14 protein-coding genes are annotated in these 21,126 nt (G+C 28.1%); 2 read left to right on the top strand and 12 right to left on the bottom strand.

Annotated elements, in window-relative coordinates; all coding sequences use genetic code 11:
• Positions 1-60: 60 nt before the first annotated feature.
• The 4 genes from brxC to Q0W06_RS06300 all read right to left on the bottom strand — a co-directional run bounded on the left by brxC (position 61) and on the right by Q0W06_RS06300 (position 6,843).
• Complete coding sequence (brxC, locus tag Q0W06_RS06315; RefSeq protein WP_297632914.1) at positions 61-3,717, bottom strand: BREX system P-loop protein BrxC; 3,657 nt, start codon at positions 3,715-3,717, stop codon at positions 61-63.
• Positions 3,718-3,736: 19 nt separating this feature from the next.
• Complete coding sequence (locus Q0W06_RS06310) at positions 3,737-4,321, bottom strand: DUF1788 domain-containing protein (RefSeq protein ID WP_297632911.1); 585 nt, start codon at positions 4,319-4,321, stop codon at positions 3,737-3,739.
• A gap of 22 nt (positions 4,322-4,343) precedes the next feature.
• Positions 4,344-4,940, bottom strand: a complete 597-nt coding sequence (locus Q0W06_RS06305) for a DUF1819 family protein (RefSeq protein ID WP_297632909.1) — start codon at positions 4,938-4,940, stop codon at positions 4,344-4,346.
• Between the two features lie 262 nt (positions 4,941-5,202).
• Complete coding sequence (locus Q0W06_RS06300; RefSeq protein ID WP_297632906.1) at positions 5,203-6,843, bottom strand: ATP-binding protein; 1,641 nt, start codon at positions 6,841-6,843, stop codon at positions 5,203-5,205.
• Positions 6,844-6,934: 91 nt separating this feature from the next.
• Between Q0W06_RS06300 and Q0W06_RS06295 the strand changes: the two genes are divergently transcribed.
• Entirely contained in the window at positions 6,935-7,159 is a 225-nt protein-coding gene (locus Q0W06_RS06295; RefSeq protein ID WP_297632903.1) for a helix-turn-helix transcriptional regulator, read from the top strand.
• A 167-nt stretch (positions 7,160-7,326) separates the two neighbouring features.
• Here Q0W06_RS06295 and Q0W06_RS06290 read toward each other — a convergent pair whose 3' ends face one another.
• The 6 genes from Q0W06_RS06290 to Q0W06_RS06265 all read right to left on the bottom strand — a co-directional run bounded on the left by Q0W06_RS06290 (position 7,327) and on the right by Q0W06_RS06265 (position 17,689).
• Entirely contained in the window at positions 7,327-7,797 is a 471-nt protein-coding gene (locus Q0W06_RS06290; protein ID WP_297632900.1) for a DUF6262 family protein, read from the bottom strand.
• A complete protein-coding gene (locus Q0W06_RS06285) occupies positions 7,790-9,367 on the bottom strand; it encodes a phage integrase SAM-like domain-containing protein (RefSeq protein ID WP_297632897.1) in 1,578 nt (525 codons plus the stop codon). Before Q0W06_RS06285 ends, Q0W06_RS06290 begins: the two co-directional genes overlap by 8 nt.
• A 3-nt stretch (positions 9,368-9,370) precedes the next feature.
• The gene (locus tag Q0W06_RS06280; protein ID WP_297632894.1) at positions 9,371-13,003 is read right to left on the bottom strand and encodes a site-specific integrase; all 3,633 of its coding nucleotides are present in this window, start codon (positions 13,001-13,003) and stop codon (positions 9,371-9,373) included.
• An 8-nt stretch (positions 13,004-13,011) separates the two neighbouring features.
• Positions 13,012-14,289, bottom strand: coding sequence for a tyrosine-type recombinase/integrase (locus Q0W06_RS06275; protein WP_297632891.1), 1,278 nt, complete (start codon positions 14,287-14,289; stop codon positions 13,012-13,014).
• A gap of 458 nt (positions 14,290-14,747) precedes the next feature.
• Positions 14,748-16,412, bottom strand: coding sequence for an acyl-CoA dehydratase activase (locus Q0W06_RS06270; RefSeq protein ID WP_297632888.1), 1,665 nt, complete (start codon positions 16,410-16,412; stop codon positions 14,748-14,750).
• Entirely contained in the window at positions 16,412-17,689 is a 1,278-nt protein-coding gene (locus tag Q0W06_RS06265; RefSeq protein ID WP_297632883.1) for a 2-hydroxyacyl-CoA dehydratase family protein, read from the bottom strand. The genes Q0W06_RS06270 and Q0W06_RS06265 overlap by 1 nt, the downstream gene beginning before the upstream one ends.
• Before the next feature lie 184 nt (positions 17,690-17,873).
• On the opposite strand from Q0W06_RS06265, the gene Q0W06_RS06260 reads away from it, so the two are divergent.
• Positions 17,874-18,659, top strand: a complete 786-nt coding sequence (locus Q0W06_RS06260) for a mechanosensitive ion channel domain-containing protein (RefSeq protein ID WP_297632880.1) — start codon at positions 17,874-17,876, stop codon at positions 18,657-18,659.
• Between the two features lie 63 nt (positions 18,660-18,722).
• Here Q0W06_RS06260 and Q0W06_RS06255 read toward each other — a convergent pair whose 3' ends face one another.
• Positions 18,723-19,082, bottom strand: a complete 360-nt coding sequence (locus Q0W06_RS06255) for a PqqD family peptide modification chaperone (protein WP_297632877.1) — start codon at positions 19,080-19,082, stop codon at positions 18,723-18,725.
• The gene (locus Q0W06_RS06250) at positions 19,072-21,042 is read right to left on the bottom strand and encodes an oligopeptide transporter, OPT family (protein ID WP_297632873.1); all 1,971 of its coding nucleotides are present in this window, start codon (positions 21,040-21,042) and stop codon (positions 19,072-19,074) included. Before Q0W06_RS06250 ends, Q0W06_RS06255 begins: the two co-directional genes overlap by 11 nt.
• Between the last annotated feature and the right edge of the window lie 84 nt (positions 21,043-21,126).

Raw genomic sequence — 21,126 nt, 5'->3', positions numbered from 1 at the left:
TAGGTATGTTCGAATAACTAAATTAAAATTTAGATTCTCACTTAAGATTTAGATGTTCACTTATATTAGACTTATAATAGTATCCTTCTCTAACTCTTCTTCTAATTTCTTTCTTAATGCTTCAACAACTTCATCTATATCAGTAGTATTTTTAATAACTTTCTGTCCTCTAACTAATTCTCTCATACTTAAAGTTTTAGTTTTTATTACTACCTCTGGCTCAGGTTTAACTGGATCTGCAACATAACCTGTATCATTTCCTTCTATTGCTCCAGAAGGATTTTTAATACTATTTGCTAACTCAATTTCTTTTGCCTTTAATAACCTTTGTCTTTCATCTTCTGCTAATATTTCTTTAATCCACTTTAATTTTAACTTATCTGAAAGGTCTGACATTGATGAAAGAACAGCAAAACTACTTGCCTTTTCAGTTCTAGTTCTTAAGTTGTTAAACTCTTCATTTATTCCGTTAAAGAACTTATTCTTAAAATCATAGTTTTCTAAAGTTTCTATAACTTCTTTCTTACATGTTTGAATAAATCCAAGAACAGGAATACTTTCTTCTTCTAATAATGATAAAATTTTATTATTATACTTTTCTATTAATAATGGAATAGTTGGTATTTTAGAGTATGGCTCTTTCATTCTTAAAATAGTCTTTATCTCTTCAACTATTTCCTTAATTTCATCATTTACTATATATTCTTTGTTTTCATCATAATTTCTTAACTTTTCTATTGCACTATCGAATATTAATCTTTGTTCTCCTTTAGAAGAAGTATCAATAGTTCCATTTTCCTTCTTAAAGAAGAATCCCTTTATGTTATCAATCTTATCTACATAATCTAAGAAGTCTCCTTCTAAATCATAAACTCTCTTAAAAAACTCTAATGTATCCCTAATTTCTATAACTTCTTTAAAGATCTTCATTCCATCTTTTAATATAACTTCTCCTGGATATTTGCTTGTTACAGTAAAGTTATTAAGCATTATTTCTATCCTGTGCAATTCTGACTCACACTGTGATATAAAGTTACTCATCATTCCATCTTCATCACTTGGCATAGATGAATAACCAAATAAATCTTTATTTAAGTCCTTTAATGCTTCTATATACTTAGTTGGAACTTTCTCTCTAGTCTTTAAAATAACTCTATCTACATAATCTCTCTTAGTAACATAGTTAACCACATCTCTATTATTAGGTGATAATACTTCATTGTTTAAAACACCCTTTATATCCTGCTTTTTAAACAATGTTACTACTACTCCTTGAATATCTATCTCTTTCCATCCATATGGAGCATTTGAGAACTTACTTATAACACTTTTAACAGTTACTTGAAGGTTTCTTGATGTACTTGTTTCTATATGTGTTTTTATTTCATCTATTGCAAGTCTATTAGGTTCTACATCTACCATAGTCATTTTAACTAACTTAGCATCTATGATATCAAATAAATCCTTTGTAGTTTCTTTAAATTCCTTTATATAATTCAATTTGTTGTACTTAGAATCTATTAATGCTTTTAATCCTTCATTGATTCTATCTATAGCACCTTTTTCTTTTATATCTAAAAGACTTCCATTAACATAAATTTCTGCTGTTCTTACTGCTTCTTCAATTAAAAGTTTTGCTCTCTTTAGCCTATCTTCTCTTTCTCTACTCTTCTTAGTTTTGATATCCTCTATAGTAGAAGTTGACTTTGAACCACCTTTTAATCTTAGATATGCATCTATCTTTAACACATTTTCAATTTCATCTAAATAATTAACATCTTTTGAGATATTAACTATTACATTATTTTCTCTAATAGATAGTTGTTTTAATTCACTTTGCGAAGTACCACCTCCACCTATTAAATCAAAGTTAGCAGTTGTTATTCTAACTCCTATTTCATTATTTTGTGGACCTCTTGTTCTATCATCAACTATCTTATTGAATGTAAACATATATTTTTTAGAGTAGTTATATTTATTATCTTTATAAATATCATCAAAGATAATTTCTCCAACCTTTTGTATAACTTCCCCATTATCTACATTCATATTTTTTATTTCTTTATTAACATCTTGTTCGTCATTAGTAAGGAATACATACTCTTCCCCATTCTCTTGTACTAATGTTTCCCTTATTAACTTCTTTAATGACTCTTGAACTTTAAATGTTAAATCTCTATGAGATGCATCTATATTATCAACTAATAATGTTGCTAGGTTGTTTATATTTGCTTTAACTTCTTTTACATATTTAACTAAGAATAATAACTTTAATACTTCAACATCAAATTCATCTAATCTATCATTTTTTTCTGAGTTCATAATAACTGATCTTATTGATGAATCTAGGAAAGTTTCTATAGTTTTATAAAATGCTGAAAATGGAACTAATATATTAGAATCCCTATCCATATAGTCAATAGCAACTTGTTGATAAGCCCCTAAAAGAGATCTTTCTCCCTTAGATAAACTTTTACCTGATGCACCATGCTCTCTTACTCCATTAAAGGCTGATTGTAGTAAGTTAAACTGATATGGTATAAAAGGATATACTTCTGCAAAATCCTCACTATTCTTATATAACTTCATTTCTGCTGTATCAGAAGTGAACGTTAAAAGATTCTTTATTATTGATTCCTTTTGCTCATATAATACTTTTAAATGACTTTCAGCACCGTCTGTCTTTCTAAGAATACGTTTCTTAATAACTTCATCAACATTGGCTGATGATAAAGATAATCTTGTATTAAATCTACCTTGAATCTTAGAGAAGTCATTTCCTTTTACTTTTGTGAATTCATCTAATCCTTCTTGTGAAGTTACAATAACCCAACACTTTCCTTGACACTTAGTACCTAAATCTTCAACAACTGTTTGAAGGTTAAGCATAAGTTGAGTGTTATCTCCAATGTATTGTCCAATTTCATCAACTAAGAATACAACATGATGATTCTTACCTTTTGAATTACAATATTCCTTTACCTTGCTAGCGAAATCATCAATACTTAATGAGTAGTTATTTTCAGCCTTGTTATACCAATTTCTAGCCGCATCAATACTCATTTTAGTTGTTTCCGCTAATGCTTCTACTATTGCATCTTCCTCAAAGTAGAAATTAGATCTACACTTCTCCCATTCAGCACCACTTATTTCTTTAAACTTTTCTTTAAAGTTTTCATAAACGCCATCCTTAGCCATTTGTCTTTCTAAATCTGCAAGCCAAGGCATAGTTCCACAAAAGCCTTGCATTTCATTGAAAACTTTATTAAATACATTAACTATTGCGTCTTTATTTAATTTACTTTTAGAATCTGACTTTGAGTCTATATTAAATAGGATTACATCACTTGAAACGTCTCCTGCTGCTTTCATATTGGCTAATATAAAATTATCTAATCCCTTATCATCAAAATAATTAATAGACTTCTTACCCTCTATATTTTTATTCTCTAAAAGATACGATAGTATTTTTAAGAAATGTGATTTACCACTACCGAAAAATCCTGATATCCAAACTCCATTCTTGTCAGTATTTCCTATAATCCCTGTCTTATAGGCTTCAAAGAATCTATCTATATGTTTATTTAACTCTCCAGTTACAACATATTCTTCTAATTCTTGCTTAATATTTTCATCATCAGCCTGACCTACTTTAATTACCCCTTTAATATCTCTATCAATTGGTTTATAAAACATAGCTTTTAATTTTACGTCCATAAATTTATTCCCCCACAACTTAATATTTGTCTATTAATTGAAATGCTCTATAATAATTATCATCTTTTAATTGATTAAATAACATAAGCGTTCCCCCATCATATGTACCTGGGAAAAACATTACTAATGGTTGCTCCTCAACAATTCTATGAAGATTATTTAATATAGTATGTGACCTTATTATCGGCCATGCTTTGCCAACACCAGTTAAAAATACTATATCTGCTCCTTCAAGCCTTGATTCAATGTACTCTAAAAACAAATCATCATCTTCAGTAATTCTTAAACATGTTTTTATTGCCTTTAAAAGTACATGCTCACTGCCTTTAGCCTGCTCCATTTTAAAACAGCGCTCTAAATATCCAAATTCAATTAATGTTTCTATTATAATTTGATATAAATCAAACTCAACAATGTTTAATCCATATGCTGATTTAGCCTTTTCTTTTATAAATTTGACTCTATCTCTAACTACTAACTCTTCTTCCGGATTATAATCAAATACATAAAATCCAATTTCATTACCTAATCCTTTGTTTTTTCTAAAGTCTGGTTCAACTACTTTAGGTAATATCTCATCCAATCTTATATATATATCTTTCATTTCATTAACCCCCTCCCATTTACTAATTAATTATTCCAAGTATTGCATTTATATAAATGCAATCTCCGATACTATATAAGTAATCCTTTACTTCACTTTCAATCATAGGAATTCTAATTTCTCTATCACCTTTTTGATTTGATATAAGACCGCTTTCAAATAATATTCTTATATAAACCTGTTTTAATTTTTTGAAAGTATACTCTGACCATGATGCAACCTTTTCACTTTGCTCTCTTTTATTTTGAAAAAATACCCCAAAATCTTTATCTCTTATGTATAAATCTTTTAATAGTATTTTTTCCTTATACACTTCATTTATGAATTCAAAAAACAATCTATCTGTTTTAACTATTGCATATAAAACTAAAACCTTTGATGTTTCTATATTACTATCTTCAATTTTCTCTATAATGTATCTATCTAAATCTTTTAACCTTGCAATAATTATTGATGCAACTTCCTTCTTTCTGGCTTCACTTTCTAGTTGGAAAATATTATCTTCAAGAGATTTATTTTTTATATCATCAACATCTAACCCTTTATTTATAAGGCTTATAGACTTTTTAGTTTCTTTATATAAGTATGGTCTAGATTTTATAGTTGATTTATACTCCATATTTTTTCACCTCCGTGGTCCACTTTCTATATAATTATAACACTTATCAATATAAATATACATATTTAATTATTTTCATAAAAAAACTATCTTTGAAGTAGTATATGTACTAATTCAAAGATAGTTTTCAGTCAATTTACTTAATTAACTCATAGGTTGTTTTAATATATTTTTTCCTTGTAATATATTAAAACATCTCTATTAAATAATCTATTTAAATTGCTTAAATTTATTATAAAACACCTCATATTACTTAAATATCTCACATTCCTTGCTTCTGAACATTAACTATATTCCTAACTACCTCTGATAATTCAATCACAGGTATCACTTTATCGGTTCCATATTTCAATAGCCATTGATTTTTTTCAAATATTAACTTTAATTCCACACCATCAACTAGCTTTCGCCTCTCATTTACCTCTATATCTATCTTCCAACATACTATACAATCAAATGTTTGATATGGATGCTCATGTTTAAATATATTGCTTAAGAGTAACTCCAATTCTACTAGCAACGGCTCCTCATTTTTATTGTAACAAATTAAATCTGTTGTCGATTGGTGAGAATACTGTGCAATGGAATCTATATATTTTATATGTTTTTTATATTTAGTGCATAATAAAACAGCTAACAATAAAGCTACTTGCCCCTCATTGTCTGGAACTTTTTTTACTGATATATCTTTTAAGTTCAACTCCCTTAATTTAGGTAGTTTTTCAATTCTTTTGTTTAAATTATAATTTTTCTCTAATATTTGTTCTAAACACTCTTCTTCTTTTCTCATTTTAAAATATGTTTTATATGCAATTGGCATAATATCTTCATTTATAATTTTCTTTGCTGAAGATAATATCCACTTTATTTTTGCATCATTTTCATTACTTATATTATTTCTATCTGCTGTGAGTTCAAAATTTTGTGAATTAACTAAAATGTGAAAATGATGATAATTTGGATCTGTTATTAAACTCGACTTCTTTGTAAATGCTATAAAATCCTTAGCTAAATATACTCCAAATCTCCTCTTTATGGTTTCTCCAGGTCTTAATTTACAAATTTCTTTTCTGCAGTTAATTCCTGAAATTGTTCCATACATCTGGAATGATACATATTCACCATCTATATTTGTGCTTTTGTGATATGGACCAAAATGTCTACAATAATTAACTGACTTTTTATATACTTTTTCACAATAATCTTCTTTAGGACTTTCTTGCGGTAAATGAAATTGATGTCCTCCTGCTATTTCTTTCTTAATCTCTAATATTTTATCATTGATATATATTCTAGGTGCTACTTGCATATTTTTAACATAAATATTTAATTCAGGAAATGTAGCAAATATGCTCTTAAAACTACCTCCTGCGGTAAACCATAAAATATAGTCTTTTAATGTATAAAAATTAAAATATTTTTCTGGATTATTAACTAAATATCCTTCAATAATAACAGTGGTTCCATTACTACCAACAACTGCCTCTACTTCTTCTAAGCTATAACTTGGTATCTCTCCAAAGCTTAACTTTTCCCATGGACTTTCCATTTTAGCAATTATTCTTTTTGAACTGCTCTTTTGACTAACTACAGTTAGTAATTTGCTCTTAAAAAATATTTTTGTTCCTAATCCCTTTTCTCCTATATTTCTTATGTCCTTTCTAGAATCGCCTAAATTAAAAAAGCTATCTATATCATTTATATCCATTCCGCATCCATCATCAGAAAAACTAATGCAAAATACACCTTTCTCATTTCTGAAAATATCTATTGTTATTGTTTTTGCCTCAGCATCTATTGAGTTGCTAATACTTTCTCTTGGCACTTCTAATGGATTAACTATATTTTTAGCAATCTCTTTATACAAAGCAATATCTTTAACATATGGTGAACGTATCTCCATAATAAAACCTCCTAAATCTTCTCTTTGTGTACTTATCACACATTTTAGTTTGTTCAATTTATTAGAATTAATACATCTAGGAGGAATTTTAATGAACAATAGAAATATTATTGGTGATAACATCAAAAAAATACGAAAATCTACTAACCTTACTCAAGAACAACTTACAGCAAAATTGCAAGTTAACGGTCTCGAAATTGATAGGCCAATGCTATCAAAAATAGAGAGTAAAAAACGAGAAGTCTTAGATTATGAAATTAAGGCTATTGCTGAAGCCTTAATGGTTCCTATACAATCTTTATTTGACAAAAAATAATAATCTTTAAGTATTTTAACTCATACTTAAAGATTACTTTTCTATAATTAATTATTAACTTATAAAAACATCTAATTGCTTATTTAAATTTTCATATGATACTCCTAATTTAATTTAACATTTCTATATATATCTCTTTTCCACACCCATATAATTTTATATTAAAACTATAAAATTATATTAACCCCGACCGCAACAACTCTGTCATACATACGTTGAAATTTATCTGCTAAGTCTTTATTCATTAAATCTACTTTGATAAAATTTAATTGAGTTTCTTTCAACTTAGCATTTTTAAATACTAACTCTGATTCAAGCTTATTTATTTTTATATTAGCATTATTTAATTGTTTTTCTAATAAAGTAATGTATTCCCTTGTGTATTTAATATTTTGTTCTAAAGCAATTGTTTTAATTTCTTTAAATTTACCTATCTTATGCTTTTTTAATATGTCTTTCACATGAGGCTTACTAAAAGTTGACCTACCAAATCCAGTTTCTTTTACCAAACTTGATATAGATATTGATTCATATCCTAAATCTTTCAACATCTCAATAGCTTCCTCAATCTTGTTAGTAGTATATTTCCTTTGTTTTTCTTGCTTCTCTCTTAGTTTATTTGGTATACTTCTAGCCATTCTCTTCCTCCTTTATCATGTTCAGTATTCTATCTCTAACTTTAATATGAATACCTAAATTATATTCAGCATTTTCTAGTCTAATAGTCATATTTTTTGCTTTATAAAATTCAGCCTTTCTATTCCATTCATAAATCTCATTCTCAAAATACTCCAAATCATCACAATTTGGAATATAAAAATCACAATCTTCAAGACAACGATATTGATGTTTACAATCCTCGCTATCACTACATATACCTAGCTTCGTCTTATGTTTTTTTAAATCTCTTAATAATCTTTTTTCTAGAGTTGGATTTATATTCATTATTTTCCCTTGAAAATAAATAGGTTTAGAATATTCTTTACTATTCAATGTTTTATACACATTCTCTTGGCTTTGTAATATTTGCTCTTGTGTAGGATGATTATAGTTTTTAAAAATCATCGAATCATTTTTATGATTTGTTATACTTGCAACATCACCAGTATCAAACCCACCGTCTGAACTTAATCTATCTGTAATTCCGTTATGCCTTAACCTATGCGAAGAAATGCGGGCAAGCTCTCCTTCTTTATCTCTTATATCATACTTTTTACAAACGTTAGATAAAAAATAGGTAATACTCCCCTCACATGCAACAAGTATATCCTTAGTGTTAAAATATTTAATTCTACCGTCATTTTGTTTTCTAGAATTAAATGCATGATAAGTAAAAAAATAGCCTTTTAATTCTTCTGAAAGATTATCTTGCAAACTCTCAGCTATAGCCCTTTGTTGCTCTAGTATATTAAGTAAAAACTCTCCTTCCATACTGCCATTTTTAAACTTTATCATTCTTAATTCAGGCTCATAGTAACCACCATTCTGCTTATACATATACAACGTTAGCGTCCATCCATTTTTAATGTATTTAATGGAATCAATGGATATTTTGTATACTTCCTGTATTCTAGATGGTATAAATCTCATAATCCAATAAGCTGCTCTCATTGATATTGGTATTGATTCATCTTTAAACACGTCATCTAATTGCTTAGTGATACAGTCTGATATATATTTAGAATCATTATGCTTTATCTTTTTAAACGGGTTCTTATCAACTATATTTACATTAAAGTAACCATTAGCCCCTTTCATTTTAATATAAAAATTACTTATACAAGACCACTTAGCATGTTTAGTATCTTCACTTAACTCTGATTTTTTTAGATACTCTCTAAATCTAGTAAGTTGTGCTATCTCTACATCTTCAAGAGAAATTGAATCACAGTATTTCTCTAGAAACTGAAAAAACTCCTTTATATCAGTAATATTTCTATTAATTGTTGCTATTCTAGCACCAGTACGATACATTTCTAATGCATAATATCTTATCCAGTCATTATACTGTTCAGGCGTATTTGTAAAATATAGCGTATATCGTCCACAACTATCTACTGCTTCATTATTTGCTAATTTATCACAAACCCATTTTTTATCATAAAAATCAATTTTATGTTTTGATAAATCTTTAAGTGATTTTTTTAAATTTTGTATATCATCATTCCCAAAATCAAACGGAAAAACTACTCGCAATGATTTACTCATACATTACACTCCTTCACTACATTTTTCATTTATTTTATCTATGGCGTCCTGATATAAGTTAAATTCATAAAAAATATGTTGATATTCTTTATACTCTAAATATTCCTCTTTTGGGATATTGTTCTTAATATAATATTCTACAAGCTCATTTAACTCTCTTTTTCTATCATCTCTTAAGTTAATCCACTCTTGAATAAACTGCTTTCCAGTACATATTTTAGGACATTTTTCGCAAGCACTTGCTCCTGATTCTTTAGTACAAGGTCCATCTGCTATATGTTTACAGCAATAACCTAAAGGAACTCTTCTATAATTTGTTACAAAATCTATATATAAAATTTTTTTCTCTTTTTGCGAATATTGACTTAGATTCTCCTCTCCAATATCTATACCAAATCTATTTTTAAAAAATTCATGATTTAGATTTTCAACTCTTTGTTCATTGATTTCTTTATAGTAACGGTTTAACGTCCTTTGATTATGATGCCCCAAAACATAAGCAATTTCTGAATCAGTAGCATTGTTATTCATCATTATAGAAACTAAAGTCTTTCTAAATTGTCTCGATGTAAAATGCCAAATAGCTCCGTTATTATAGCATATATTGTTCCTAGTTGCTATTCTGTTTAATGCTTCTACAAATCCCTTTCCTCCAACTATGCTAGGTCTTAAAAATCCGCATTCTTCTCTGATACTTAAAAATATATATGTGGAGTTATACTTTTCTCTTAACTTACTCGTAGCTTTCTTTTGCTCTTCAATTTTATTTGCTAATTCTTGTGTAATTATTAATTCTTCATACGGTAAATTACCTTGTTTCTTATTGAAATTTTCAAGTTTATAAGGCTTATATTTCAGTATTTTGACATCATCATATCTGGATGGCTTCAAGCAGCTAGCCTCCAATTTACATACTGAAGATAACCTCATACCTGTATTTTGAAATATTTCATACATCAACTGATGTTGAGGATTTAAGTGTTCAATATACTTATCCATTTGTTCTATTATTTCATCTGGAATTATATGCGTTCTCTTTGACATTGACTCAAGATTTCTGAAAATAATAGTACCAAATAGGTTATTCATTGGAGGTTCTGTTATCATTGTATTTTTTTGACTATATGAAATCAGAAAGTCAACTATACTAGCTAGTTTCGCAATACTTTTCTTTACAGTACCCGCACTTCTATTTCTATCAACTGGTCTATTCTTAATTTTTAAATCCTTTTGAAGATAGTCATTTAATGCTCTGATAGCACCTAAATCTACTTTACTAAATGAATCACAATCTTTATCTCTATCATACAAAAAATTTAAGCTATCCTTAATTAATGAAAGTGTTACGTTATTCTTAATTCTATAAGTGCATTCGTCCATCATATACATCTTGACCTCATACCTAAATTTTTCAGATTTTATATCATCGAATTTAAAGGATCTATATCCTATTCTAGGACCTTCCATAAAGAAAAGAGTCCAAGTATTGTTACTCATTGAAATTTCTTCTCTATTTCCTTTTATTAGCTTTTTAGCATATATATCATATAATGCTTCTATACACTCACGAATCTCCTCACGTTCTTTTATATAATTTTCATCAAGAATGAATTTATTCCTACAAGTGCAATCTTGTCTAAAAGTACCCAAATTCATCATTTTTCTTTTATCAAAGTAATAATCCATTCTTTGTTTGACATATTTATTCCTCGTATTAATATCCATTTGTAAAAATATTTTCATTACACTTGGACTATTAATAACGCAACGATCTATATCTTTTAATGGTTTATTATTTTCAACACACTCACTTACTAATGATTTACAATATTTATCATAGTGTTCCATAGTAATATTAAATATAATTTCTGATTCTTTAAAATTATAAAGAGTATCCGGTCCAACTATAGCATTAGATATTATCTTTTCTACATTTTTTATTCCTATTATTTTTTTGCCCTCTAGACTTCTTTTATTTAATCCATCTACTAATAAATGTAATATATAACCTTTGAAATTTTCTGCATCAGTTTGCATATATCTAACAATCATTTCCATAACTTCAGTTCTATTAAATTGAAGACCATACAAACTGTACAAGTCTGCTAATGGTGTCTTGCTTTTTATTAAACTTATAAACCTCTCATACTTAACCTCTTTACCTATAGTTATAATAGTATCTCTAAAAATTTTCACCTCTGAATACTTCATTAAAATATTAGCTAATTTAGGTCCATTTGGAAATATTACTGGGTATACTGAAGCACATATGTTACAATTTTTTTTACTTAACTCTTTTGTATCTTTAACTGAATCTAGATGTTTGTTGCAATAATATCTTATATAATTTACTAAGACTTCTTCATCCATACTATTAATTATTTCAAATATCTGCTTAATTCCTTCTCCTGCTTTTACCTGTGAAAGAGGCTCTTTATTCATCATAGCTTTATGTATAGATTCAATATAACTACCTTTTTTTGTCCCAATAACTATTTCAATCATCTTATCTCTAAATGTTTCACTAATAGCAGTAATTTTCTCAAAAAATCCACTTGCATCTGGATACCCTTCTATAACACTAGTTAATTCAGTTTTATATGGTGAATTGGGAGCTATCAGTAAATATATTTTATATGTCATTCTAGTTCTAGAAACAATAGAATCCGTTAAACCATCTTTTAAGGAATTGATATATATATTGCAAAAATGTGTTATATATTCTTCAATAACACCATCATCAATAATATTGATTATTTCAAATATTTCTCTAATAAATCCTTTAGGTATAATTTGCACAAGAGGTTTTTTATCTAATATAGTTTTTTCTATAAGGTTAAATAAATTTTTTTTAGCCTTTTCCCCTAGTGGTCTAATTGTTATCCCACCAAATTCTATCCCTATATCTGTAATTCTATCTATAAGTTTTTTTGAAGCTGGATATCTTTTTAAAAGTTCATATCTATCTAACACACTCGTAGATAAATTAGGAATCATAAGTCCATATACTTTATCACTCATAAAAAAACCTTTATCTAAAAAATCATTTTTAATAGTTTCTATATATTTGTCACAATAGTACCTTACATAATCATCTATAATTTCTTCATCAATACTATTGATTTCTTCAAATAATTCCCTGATTGGTGCATTTACATTAATTTGCACAAGTGGTTGTTTATTTGATATGGTCTTATATACAGACTCAATAATATTTCTTCTAATATTTTGTTTAACTACTTTGGCTTTTGCCTTATCTTCCTCTCTTTCTTTTATACTCTGTTGCCTTATTTCTTCACCTATATCTTTAATCCTATCCATAAACTTTTTAGCATTAAGAAAGGTTTTACAAAAAGCATATGTCGTAACATTAGGTGAATTTGGTGCCATAACTTTAAATATTTTCAGTGAAGTAATAAAGTTTTTATTATATATAGTCCTATTTTTATTATATTCAGTTGAATCTATATATTTATCACAGTAATACCTTATATAATCATCTATAATTTCTTCATCAATACCATTAATTACCTCAAAAACCTCATTGGTTGGACCTCTTTTAACCACTTGTACAAGCGGTTTTTTACAAAATATAGTATTCTTTATAGATTCAATAAAATCTTTTTCTAATATCATTTTAATATTTACTCCTTTCCCTCTGCTTTTTCTTTTGCCTTAAGTATCTTTTCATGTGCCATTAGTCCTAATTCTTCATTTTGATGATCTTTATAGTGCTTAATTGTATTTATATTTTCCCATCCCATATTTGTAGCTATTTGAGAGTCTGTTAAATTTAATTCTGGATACCTTGCTTGCGCTTTAAGATATTCCATGGTTTTAGAACTTCTTCCACTATGTGTTCTTATTTGCTCTTCTGCTAATCCTGCTCTTTTAGCTGCTCTTTTTAATATTTTAAGAAAATTGTTATAGCCTACGGGCTTACCTTGATTTTTTCCTTTTTTTATATTTATGAATAAATATTGTGATTGTATATTCGAGTCGTATTCAGCATCTTCCCTCTCCCCTAATAAGTAATTCTCTATCATATCACAAGCTCTTTTGGAAAGCTTTATAGTTCTTAATTTAGCACTTTTACTTCTTGTTGGAGTAATACATTGTCTCTCAACATCATAATCCTTACGTTTAACACTAAGTACCTCATCGATTCTCATTCCACCATCTAATGTGCATAAAAAGATAGCCTTATCTCTAGTTGCTGAAAAATTACTAAGAATAGCCTCTACTTGCTCTTCGGTGTACCACTTAATATATTCCTTTGATTCCCCTAATGAATGTAAATGCTTTGACACAATTTCTTCACCATCAACTGCACCTATTTCTGCATATAGGAATGCTGATTTAATATTTCTTTTTTCACTATAGAAGGACATATTTACTCTAGTACATCTCCTTGAAAGCCATAAATAAAAAGCTTTTATAACAGAAATATCGTCCATTACTGTTTTATAGTTAATTGTACTTTTTAACAATGTTAAATTTGAATTTCCACCATAAATTCTAAACTTTACAAAATCCTCTACTACATTATTATCAACCTCAAAATAGTCCATGTTTCTTTGATTTAAATAATTTAAGAATCTACTAATTATGTTACAATATTTTCTTGCAGTATTTTCCGAATCTTTTTTTGTATCTAGAAATTCATTCACTTGAAATACTGGCAACCCATAATCAACCACATAATATGTATATTTTTTATTATTTGCTATATCTATGGTTTCAGCTTTTATACTTCTAAATCTATCCTCCCCTATTACGCCTAATAATCTGTTCCTTTCATTTACTATATCTCGTAAGTCTAGATACTTCGCTATTTGTTCACTTGTATCTATTCTTTTTAACTTCTTCTTAGTTTTAATATCATATACATTTGGATTCTTCATGCTCTCTTTATTATTCATTATTATATATTCCCTTTTCTTCCTATATTTCCTTTTGTGCTCTTTATTATTATACATTAAAAAAAGATATTATATAGTGTTTATTTTACTTTTCTTTCACTATACAATATCCTATTCTATATCGTCTCTTATGTATTTTATATCCTTATTTATATATATAGTATATACTTGGTAAATATAACTGTTCCAGCTGGTGCAGTCAAATAAATATTTCTTTTTAACTCTTCAATTACTTCCATTTGTATTTTATTAAATTCCATTTTCTCACCTCTTAATCTTTATCATTTCATCTTTTTTTATTTTTAATCATCTATTCTTTTAACTATTATTCTTAAAGTATTTATACTTATTAATTTCTATGTATATTAAAAATTTCCTTTTATCTACATAAAGAAAAACCCGCTTATGAACTATTCCTACTATGAAGTATGCAGCTCACTAAACGAGTTTTATATATCTTATAAATTTTCCAATATTTTTTCTAGTCCTATAAGTGCTGCTCCCATTGCTCCACAGATTTGTGGTTCTTCAGCTATAAATAATTTAGAATTTAATTTATTTTCTATTTCCTTAATAACTCCAGCATTCTTTGCAACTCCACCGGTCATCATATATTTAGGATTTCTTCCTACTCTATCAACTAATGCTACTGTTTTTGTTGCTATCGATTTATTAACTCCATGAATTATATCTCTTCTTTCTTTATTATCTGCAATTAAAGATACAACTTCTGACTCTGCAAATACAGAACAAACACTTGTTATTGTAATATCTTCATTATATGTTAATCCTTCTTTAGACATTTGTTCTAAATCTATCTCTAAAGTTTTTGCTATCATTTCTAAAAATCTTCCTGTTCCTGCCGCACATTTATCATTCATTACAAAACTTGTTACATTTCCATTTTCATCTACAGCTATAGCCTTACTATCTTGTCCTCCAATATCAATAATGGTTCTAACTTCAGTATTAAAGAAATGAGCTCCTTTACCATGACATGTTATTTCTGTTATATTTTCATCAACAAAATCAATATTATATCTTCCATACCCTGTTCCAACAATTAAACTTATATCTTCTCTTTTAAGCTTTGCCTCTTCTAATGCCAAATCTAATGCCTTATAGGCTGAATCTAAAGCTCTAGCTCCTGTTCTAACTATAACACTACTTAAAACCTTCTTATCTTTATCTAATATAATAATATTAGTTGAGGTAGATCCACTATCTATTCCCATAGTATAAATTCTTTCTTTATTTTCTATAGTTTTCATTTTAAATTTTCCTCCGTTTAACTGTTCATTAAAAGCTTCTATACGAGTTTTTATTTGTCCATTACTTTGATTTGTTAAATCTGATTCTATCTTTATTATAGGAATTTCACCCTTATTAAGCCCCATATATTCAAATGAATAATGATCACAAAATTTAACTGTATGATATATTATTCCCTTAAGATTTGGATCTTCTATAAGGCTTCTTCTATTTGTAGTATCCGCCATCCTCATACATGGTGTTTTACTAAGTATTTGATCTGAATACCATGTACAAATATCATCTATATCCTTAAATGCTTTTATGTTTGTTACATAATGTTCTTTTGAACAAGTTTCATTTATTAAAGGATAATCTAAATTGTCTTCAATTTTATGAATTAAATCTAAAGATGCTTTTGCCCCTAAAAGCATTATGTATTCTTTTTTCTCTTCTCTTTTGGGAGTTTGATATTTATAGATTCCTTCATTAAAGGCATCTATATCAAATTTCATTCCTTTATATTCTTCATAAACCTTTATAAATTTAAGTATTTCATTTTTAAGCATATCTTTAGAACAACAGCTATTCTTTCGTGGAAGATCCATCATATATACAAAATCTATTTCTTCCATCTTTTCTAAAGTATCTTTAAGTCTTCTTATAGAATCACAACAATTTACGAGAAAAACCTCTTTTATTCCCTTTTCTACTAAAGTGTCCAATAATACTTTGCTATAAGAACACATTGTAGGGTGAAGAAGAGTTTCTGATTTGTTAAATCCTTCTATATCACTATTAATTATTTTCCCCTTTGTTTTAAATCCTTCAAATATTCCAAAAGGACTGTATTTACACATACATCCTATCATTATTTTTTCCCTCCATCTTTTGCATCTAACATTTCAAAAAAGGCTTCTAATCTCGTTTTATTTTGACCTTCTTGACTATTTCTTCTATCTACTGCATCACCATCTATACTTAGCATAGGTATATCATTTTTACTTAATATTTCTTTTAATATTAATGATCCACCACTAGATTGCTTACACCCCCAATGACAGAAATTCACTACACCGTCTGCCTTCAATTCCTTAGCTAATTTTAATATATTATTTCCTCTTCTCTCATATGGTCCGTTATACGTATTTAAAATAATCTTTTTAGCTATTGATTTATATATATCATTTTCATCTAAGTAATCTAAATTATCTGCATTCATATCTGACATCAATAATTGATAATCCTCATTTTTATCTAAATACGCTCTTAAAGATTGACTGTAAAATGGTAATAAATGTGCCCATAGAATTTTCTTTTTAGGCTCTTTATATGGGTATTTTTTTATATCTTCTAATAGCATCTGATAAAACTTAAGAGTATCTTCTCTACCTATAAATGGGTGTGTTACAAATACCTTAAACATTTCTATTGTTAAACTATTTGGAAAATACTTTTCACCTAAAAGTTTTAAATATTCCTTATAACATCTTAAGCTTTCATTTTCTCTTTGTACTATTTTCTTTAATTTCTCATGATTTAGTTTTTCCCCTAAATGTTCCTCCATGAATTTAACCATATCATGAAGCTGCTCCTCTACGTAATCTACACCTCTTTCTGAATAATCATAAGGTACATCAATTACAAATGTATCAATATTATAAAGACTTGCTACAAGTTTAAACGTATTTATATTTCCATCACAAGCTGTTGATGTTGTTATTGCAAATCTTGGTTTTTCTAATACTTTTGATATAGCTCCTCCTATAAATGTTTTATGATAAGAACATAAACTATCTGCAATTCCATTACTTTCTGCAACATCAATTAAAGCATCCTCACATCTAGTTCCTGATATATATGATGAAAAAGCTTCTATAAGTTGTGGATGTAAATCAAAGGCATGTAAGAATTCCCCTGGTGTAAATACATTTATAAACGCTGTTTTTTCCGCTTCTTTTAAAGGATCTAATGTAAATTTCATACAAAGTTCAGAAAGATAATTAAGCGATTTTGGAAGATCCTTTTCTCCTACTAGCTTTAATCTTAAATATTCTAGATTATATCCCATCTTAAGCATCTTTCTAAATTTTTCTGGTTTATCAATCCTGTTTTTTATCATATCACTGTAAATTTTTATAGCATCCATTTTTTAACCTCTTTGAAATTTATTTACTTTATTTATGTTAAAGTTGTTTTATCATTATACATTAAAAATATATTGTTAATTTTGAATTTCTGTATATATATAATTAATAATTTGAAAATATTTCATAGTATATATATCTCCTTTTTTTAGGAATACTATTTTTATATAAAGGAGGTTTTTTATTATGGAACAAATTTTCAGCCTTTTAGGACACTTCATTTCCACTATTTCATCTCATCTTTTTAAAATATTAATTGCACTTATCCTTTTATGGATTGGCTTTAAAATCATAAAAAAACTTACAAAAATCCAATTTAAATTATTAGATCGAAACGGTATTGATGGAACTGTAAATAATTACTTAAATCATATCTCTCAAATATCTTTAAAAGTTATTCTAATTATTATATTATTAGGCTTTATTGGAATCTCTCAAGCTACTCTTGCAGCCCTATTAGGTGCATCAATCTTAGCAATTGGTCTTTCTCTCAAAGGAAGCCTTGCAAATATTGCTGGTGGTGTAGTTATATTATTATTTAGGCCTTTTAAATTAGGTGATACTATAAGAACTTCTGAAGGAAATGGTAGAGTTGAAAATATCTCTCTTTTTTATACTCTTATTATTACAGATGATAATAAAGTTATTTATGTCCCTAACGGTAAACTTTCAAGTTCAAGTATTATAAATCTTTCTACTAAAGATTTACGAAGAGTTGATTTAGATGTTCTAGTATCCTCTAAGGAGAGTACTGATAAAATTAAAGAAATATTAAATTCGTTAATTGCTGATTCACCTTTAATATTTCCAAACTCAAATATTTTCTATGGTGTTATCTCACAAAATGGTTCTACTACTACTTACGGTATTCGTGTTTGGTGTAAAGCTGATGACTACTCTAATTTAAATTCATTTCTTCTAGATAAAATCTCTAAACTATTTGATAACGGACTTATTGTTCCTCCTCAATAGCTTATTTTCCTTTAAATATATATTTTATAAAAAAGTCGCTTAAAATAATAAGCGACTTTCTTTTTATTGAATAAACTTTATCCATCCTTTTTGAGCTACAAACTTCATATAAGGAACTATTCTTTTTATAGAACTTTCTACTGGCTCATCACAATCCTTTGCCATAAGCTTTGCTATATCATAAATAGTTCTTTTTCCATCCATATAAAGCCATGCTTTTGAGCAAAGTTCATCAAATGTAATATCACAAGTAGGTGACTTTTTATAAAGCCATCCTACAAATTTCTTTACCGGATCTTTCACCTTAAAATATACCGTAACTTTATCATCAATAACTTTCCAATTATCATGTTTTATCTCTGGTATATATAGGATAAAATTATACTTTGCATTTTTTTCATTTGCAATTTTTTTATGCTTCATTTGAAGTATCCTCTTTTTTAGTAACCTTCAGACTTTTTCCACCTTTTATTGACGAATTATAGAACCAATATGCTAAAAGTAAGAACATAATAAGTGGTAACCAATTACTTCCTGTTACTGAAGGTAATATATTAGCTCCAAACCCTATATCTATTCCAACTGTTGTTAAAATTGCTACTATTATTCCCATAATAGCTCCTCCTGCAACAAGTCCTGATGCAGTTAATATACCTTTTTCAACAGCTGCCTCTTGTTTTTCTTTTTGCTTTTTAAATCTTTTCTCAACTAATACACGAACTACTCCTCCAAAAAGAATTGTAGCGTCTAATGTAATAGGTAGATAAATTCCAAGTGCTACTGGAAGTACTGGAATTCCTGCCATTTCGCAAAAAATAGCAATAAATGCCCCAACAAAAACTAATGTCCAAGGTAATTGACCTGTTATAATTCCATCAGCAAGCATACTCATTAATGTTGCTTGTGGTGCTGGGACATTAACTGACCCTAAGCCATAAGCTTTATTTAACATAAATATAACTATAGCAACTATAACTGCTGAAAATATCATTGCAACCCACATCCAAATATGGTTATCTCTTGGTGTTCCACCAATTATGAATGTAGTTTTTAAACCTTGAGAAGATGCACCTGCAATTCCTACTGCTGCTGCAACTATAGATGTTACAATAAGTGCTTTTTCAATTCCAATATGACCACTAAGCCCTGAAATTTTAAATGCTATAGCAATAAATAAAAGTGAAGCTATTGCCATTCCTGAAACCGGATTATTTGATTCTCCAATAATACCAACCATTCTTGCTGATACTACTGCAAAGAAAAATGCAAAAATCACAGCCAATATTCCACCTAATATTCCTGCTTTAAACATTGGTAATAGCCAAGTTGCAAAGAATCCTATTAATGCTGCTGCAATAAGGAATACAATTGGTGCTTCCTTATCAGTTCTCTTAGTAGCTTTTCCATGTTTCTCTTCTTTTAATGCTCCACCAACAGCTTCTTTAAAGCTTTTTACAAGTGTAGGTAACGATTTTCCTAAAGAAATGAATCCCCCCATGGCAACAGCACCTGCACCTATATATTTAATATAGTTTGACCAAACTTCCATTGCTGTCATTTGTGAAATTAATTTTGTTGAAGGAAAAATAGCATGATTCAATCCCACTCCAAAAAATTTAATAAGCGGAATAAGTCCAAACCAAGCAACTAAAGCTCCACCAAACATTAAAAGACCAACTCGAACTCCTACTATAAATCCAACTCCTAAAACTGGAGCAATAGTATCCATACCTATCATAGTTCCTTGATAGCCTTTTAATATATACGTAGCTTGACTTCCCCATAATTTAAATCCATCTGAACAAAGATTATAAAGTCCACCAAGTCCTATTCCAATTAAAACAGTTTTAAAAGAATTTCCACCTTGACTAGCTGATACTAAAACTTCTGCAGCCGCCATTCCTTCTGGATAAATTAAAGTTCCATGTTCTTCTACAACTAAATATCTTCTAAGTGGTGTAATAAAGAATATCCCCATTGTTCCACCAATTACAATAATCAAAATTATAGTAAGCAAACTTATATGAAATCCTGCTAAAATAAGTGAAGGAAGAACAAATACAGAACATCCTGCAGCTGCTTCTCCCATTCCTGATAAAGAACAAGCAAGATTTGCTTCTAAAATACTATTTCTTTTAAATGATCCTTTTAATATTCCTACTGCTAAAATTGCTCCCGGAATAGCTGATGCAATAGTCATTCCTATTTTCAATCCTAAATATGCATTTGCAGCAGCAAAAACACAAGCTATTAATATCCCAATAACAATAGAATATCCTGTAGTTTCAGGTAATACTTCTGATGTTGGGACAAAAGGAATATACTCTTCACCTTTACACCCTCCATAGGCTGTAGCTGCTAATCTTTTCTTTTTCGTTGCCATTTAATCACTCCTTTTTATTTAATTGTTATTGCCTAGCCACTTATTTTATAAAATATATAATTTCTAAATAATTTTTAAATAAAC

The organism is uncultured Clostridium sp. (genome assembly GCF_947072515.1).
GTDB lineage: Bacteria > Bacillota > Clostridia > Clostridiales > Clostridiaceae > Clostridium.
Note: the sequence above shows the minus strand (reverse complement) of the source record. Positions and strands in the feature narration are given on the sequence as shown.

Bases quoted from the DNA above. Each gene is read 5' to 3' on its own strand.
- Q0W06_RS06275 (WP_297632891.1), bottom strand. From the start codon at position 14,289: ATGAATAATAAAGAGAGCATGAAGAATCCAAATGTATATGATATTAAA.
- Q0W06_RS06285 (WP_297632897.1), bottom strand. From the start codon at position 9,367: ATGAGTAAATCATTGCGAGTAGTTTTTCCGTTTGATTTTGGGAATGAT.
- Q0W06_RS06305 (WP_297632909.1), bottom strand. From the start codon at position 4,940: ATGGAGTATAAATCAACTATAAAATCTAGACCATACTTATATAAAGAA.
- Q0W06_RS06280 (WP_297632894.1), bottom strand. From the start codon at position 13,003: ATGATATTAGAAAAAGATTTTATTGAATCTATAAAGAATACTATATTT.
- Q0W06_RS06310 (WP_297632911.1), bottom strand. From the start codon at position 4,321: ATGAAAGATATATATATAAGATTGGATGAGATATTACCTAAAGTAGTT.
- brxC (WP_297632914.1), bottom strand. From the start codon at position 3,717: ATGGACGTAAAATTAAAAGCTATGTTTTATAAACCAATTGATAGAGAT.
- Q0W06_RS06295 (WP_297632903.1), top strand. From the start codon at position 6,935: ATGAACAATAGAAATATTATTGGTGATAACATCAAAAAAATACGAAAA.
- Q0W06_RS06250 (WP_297632873.1), bottom strand. From the start codon at position 21,042: ATGGCAACGAAAAAGAAAAGATTAGCAGCTACAGCCTATGGAGGGTGT.
- Q0W06_RS06265 (WP_297632883.1), bottom strand. From the start codon at position 17,689: ATGGATGCTATAAAAATTTACAGTGATATGATAAAAAACAGGATTGAT.
- Q0W06_RS06290 (WP_297632900.1), bottom strand. From the start codon at position 7,797: ATGGCTAGAAGTATACCAAATAAACTAAGAGAGAAGCAAGAAAAACAA.
- Q0W06_RS06300 (WP_297632906.1), bottom strand. From the start codon at position 6,843: ATGGAGATACGTTCACCATATGTTAAAGATATTGCTTTGTATAAAGAG.
- Q0W06_RS06255 (WP_297632877.1), bottom strand. From the start codon at position 19,082: ATGAAGCATAAAAAAATTGCAAATGAAAAAAATGCAAAGTATAATTTT.
- Q0W06_RS06270 (WP_297632888.1), bottom strand. From the start codon at position 16,412: ATGATAGGATGTATGTGTAAATACAGTCCTTTTGGAATATTTGAAGGA.
- Q0W06_RS06260 (WP_297632880.1), top strand. From the start codon at position 17,874: ATGGAACAAATTTTCAGCCTTTTAGGACACTTCATTTCCACTATTTCA.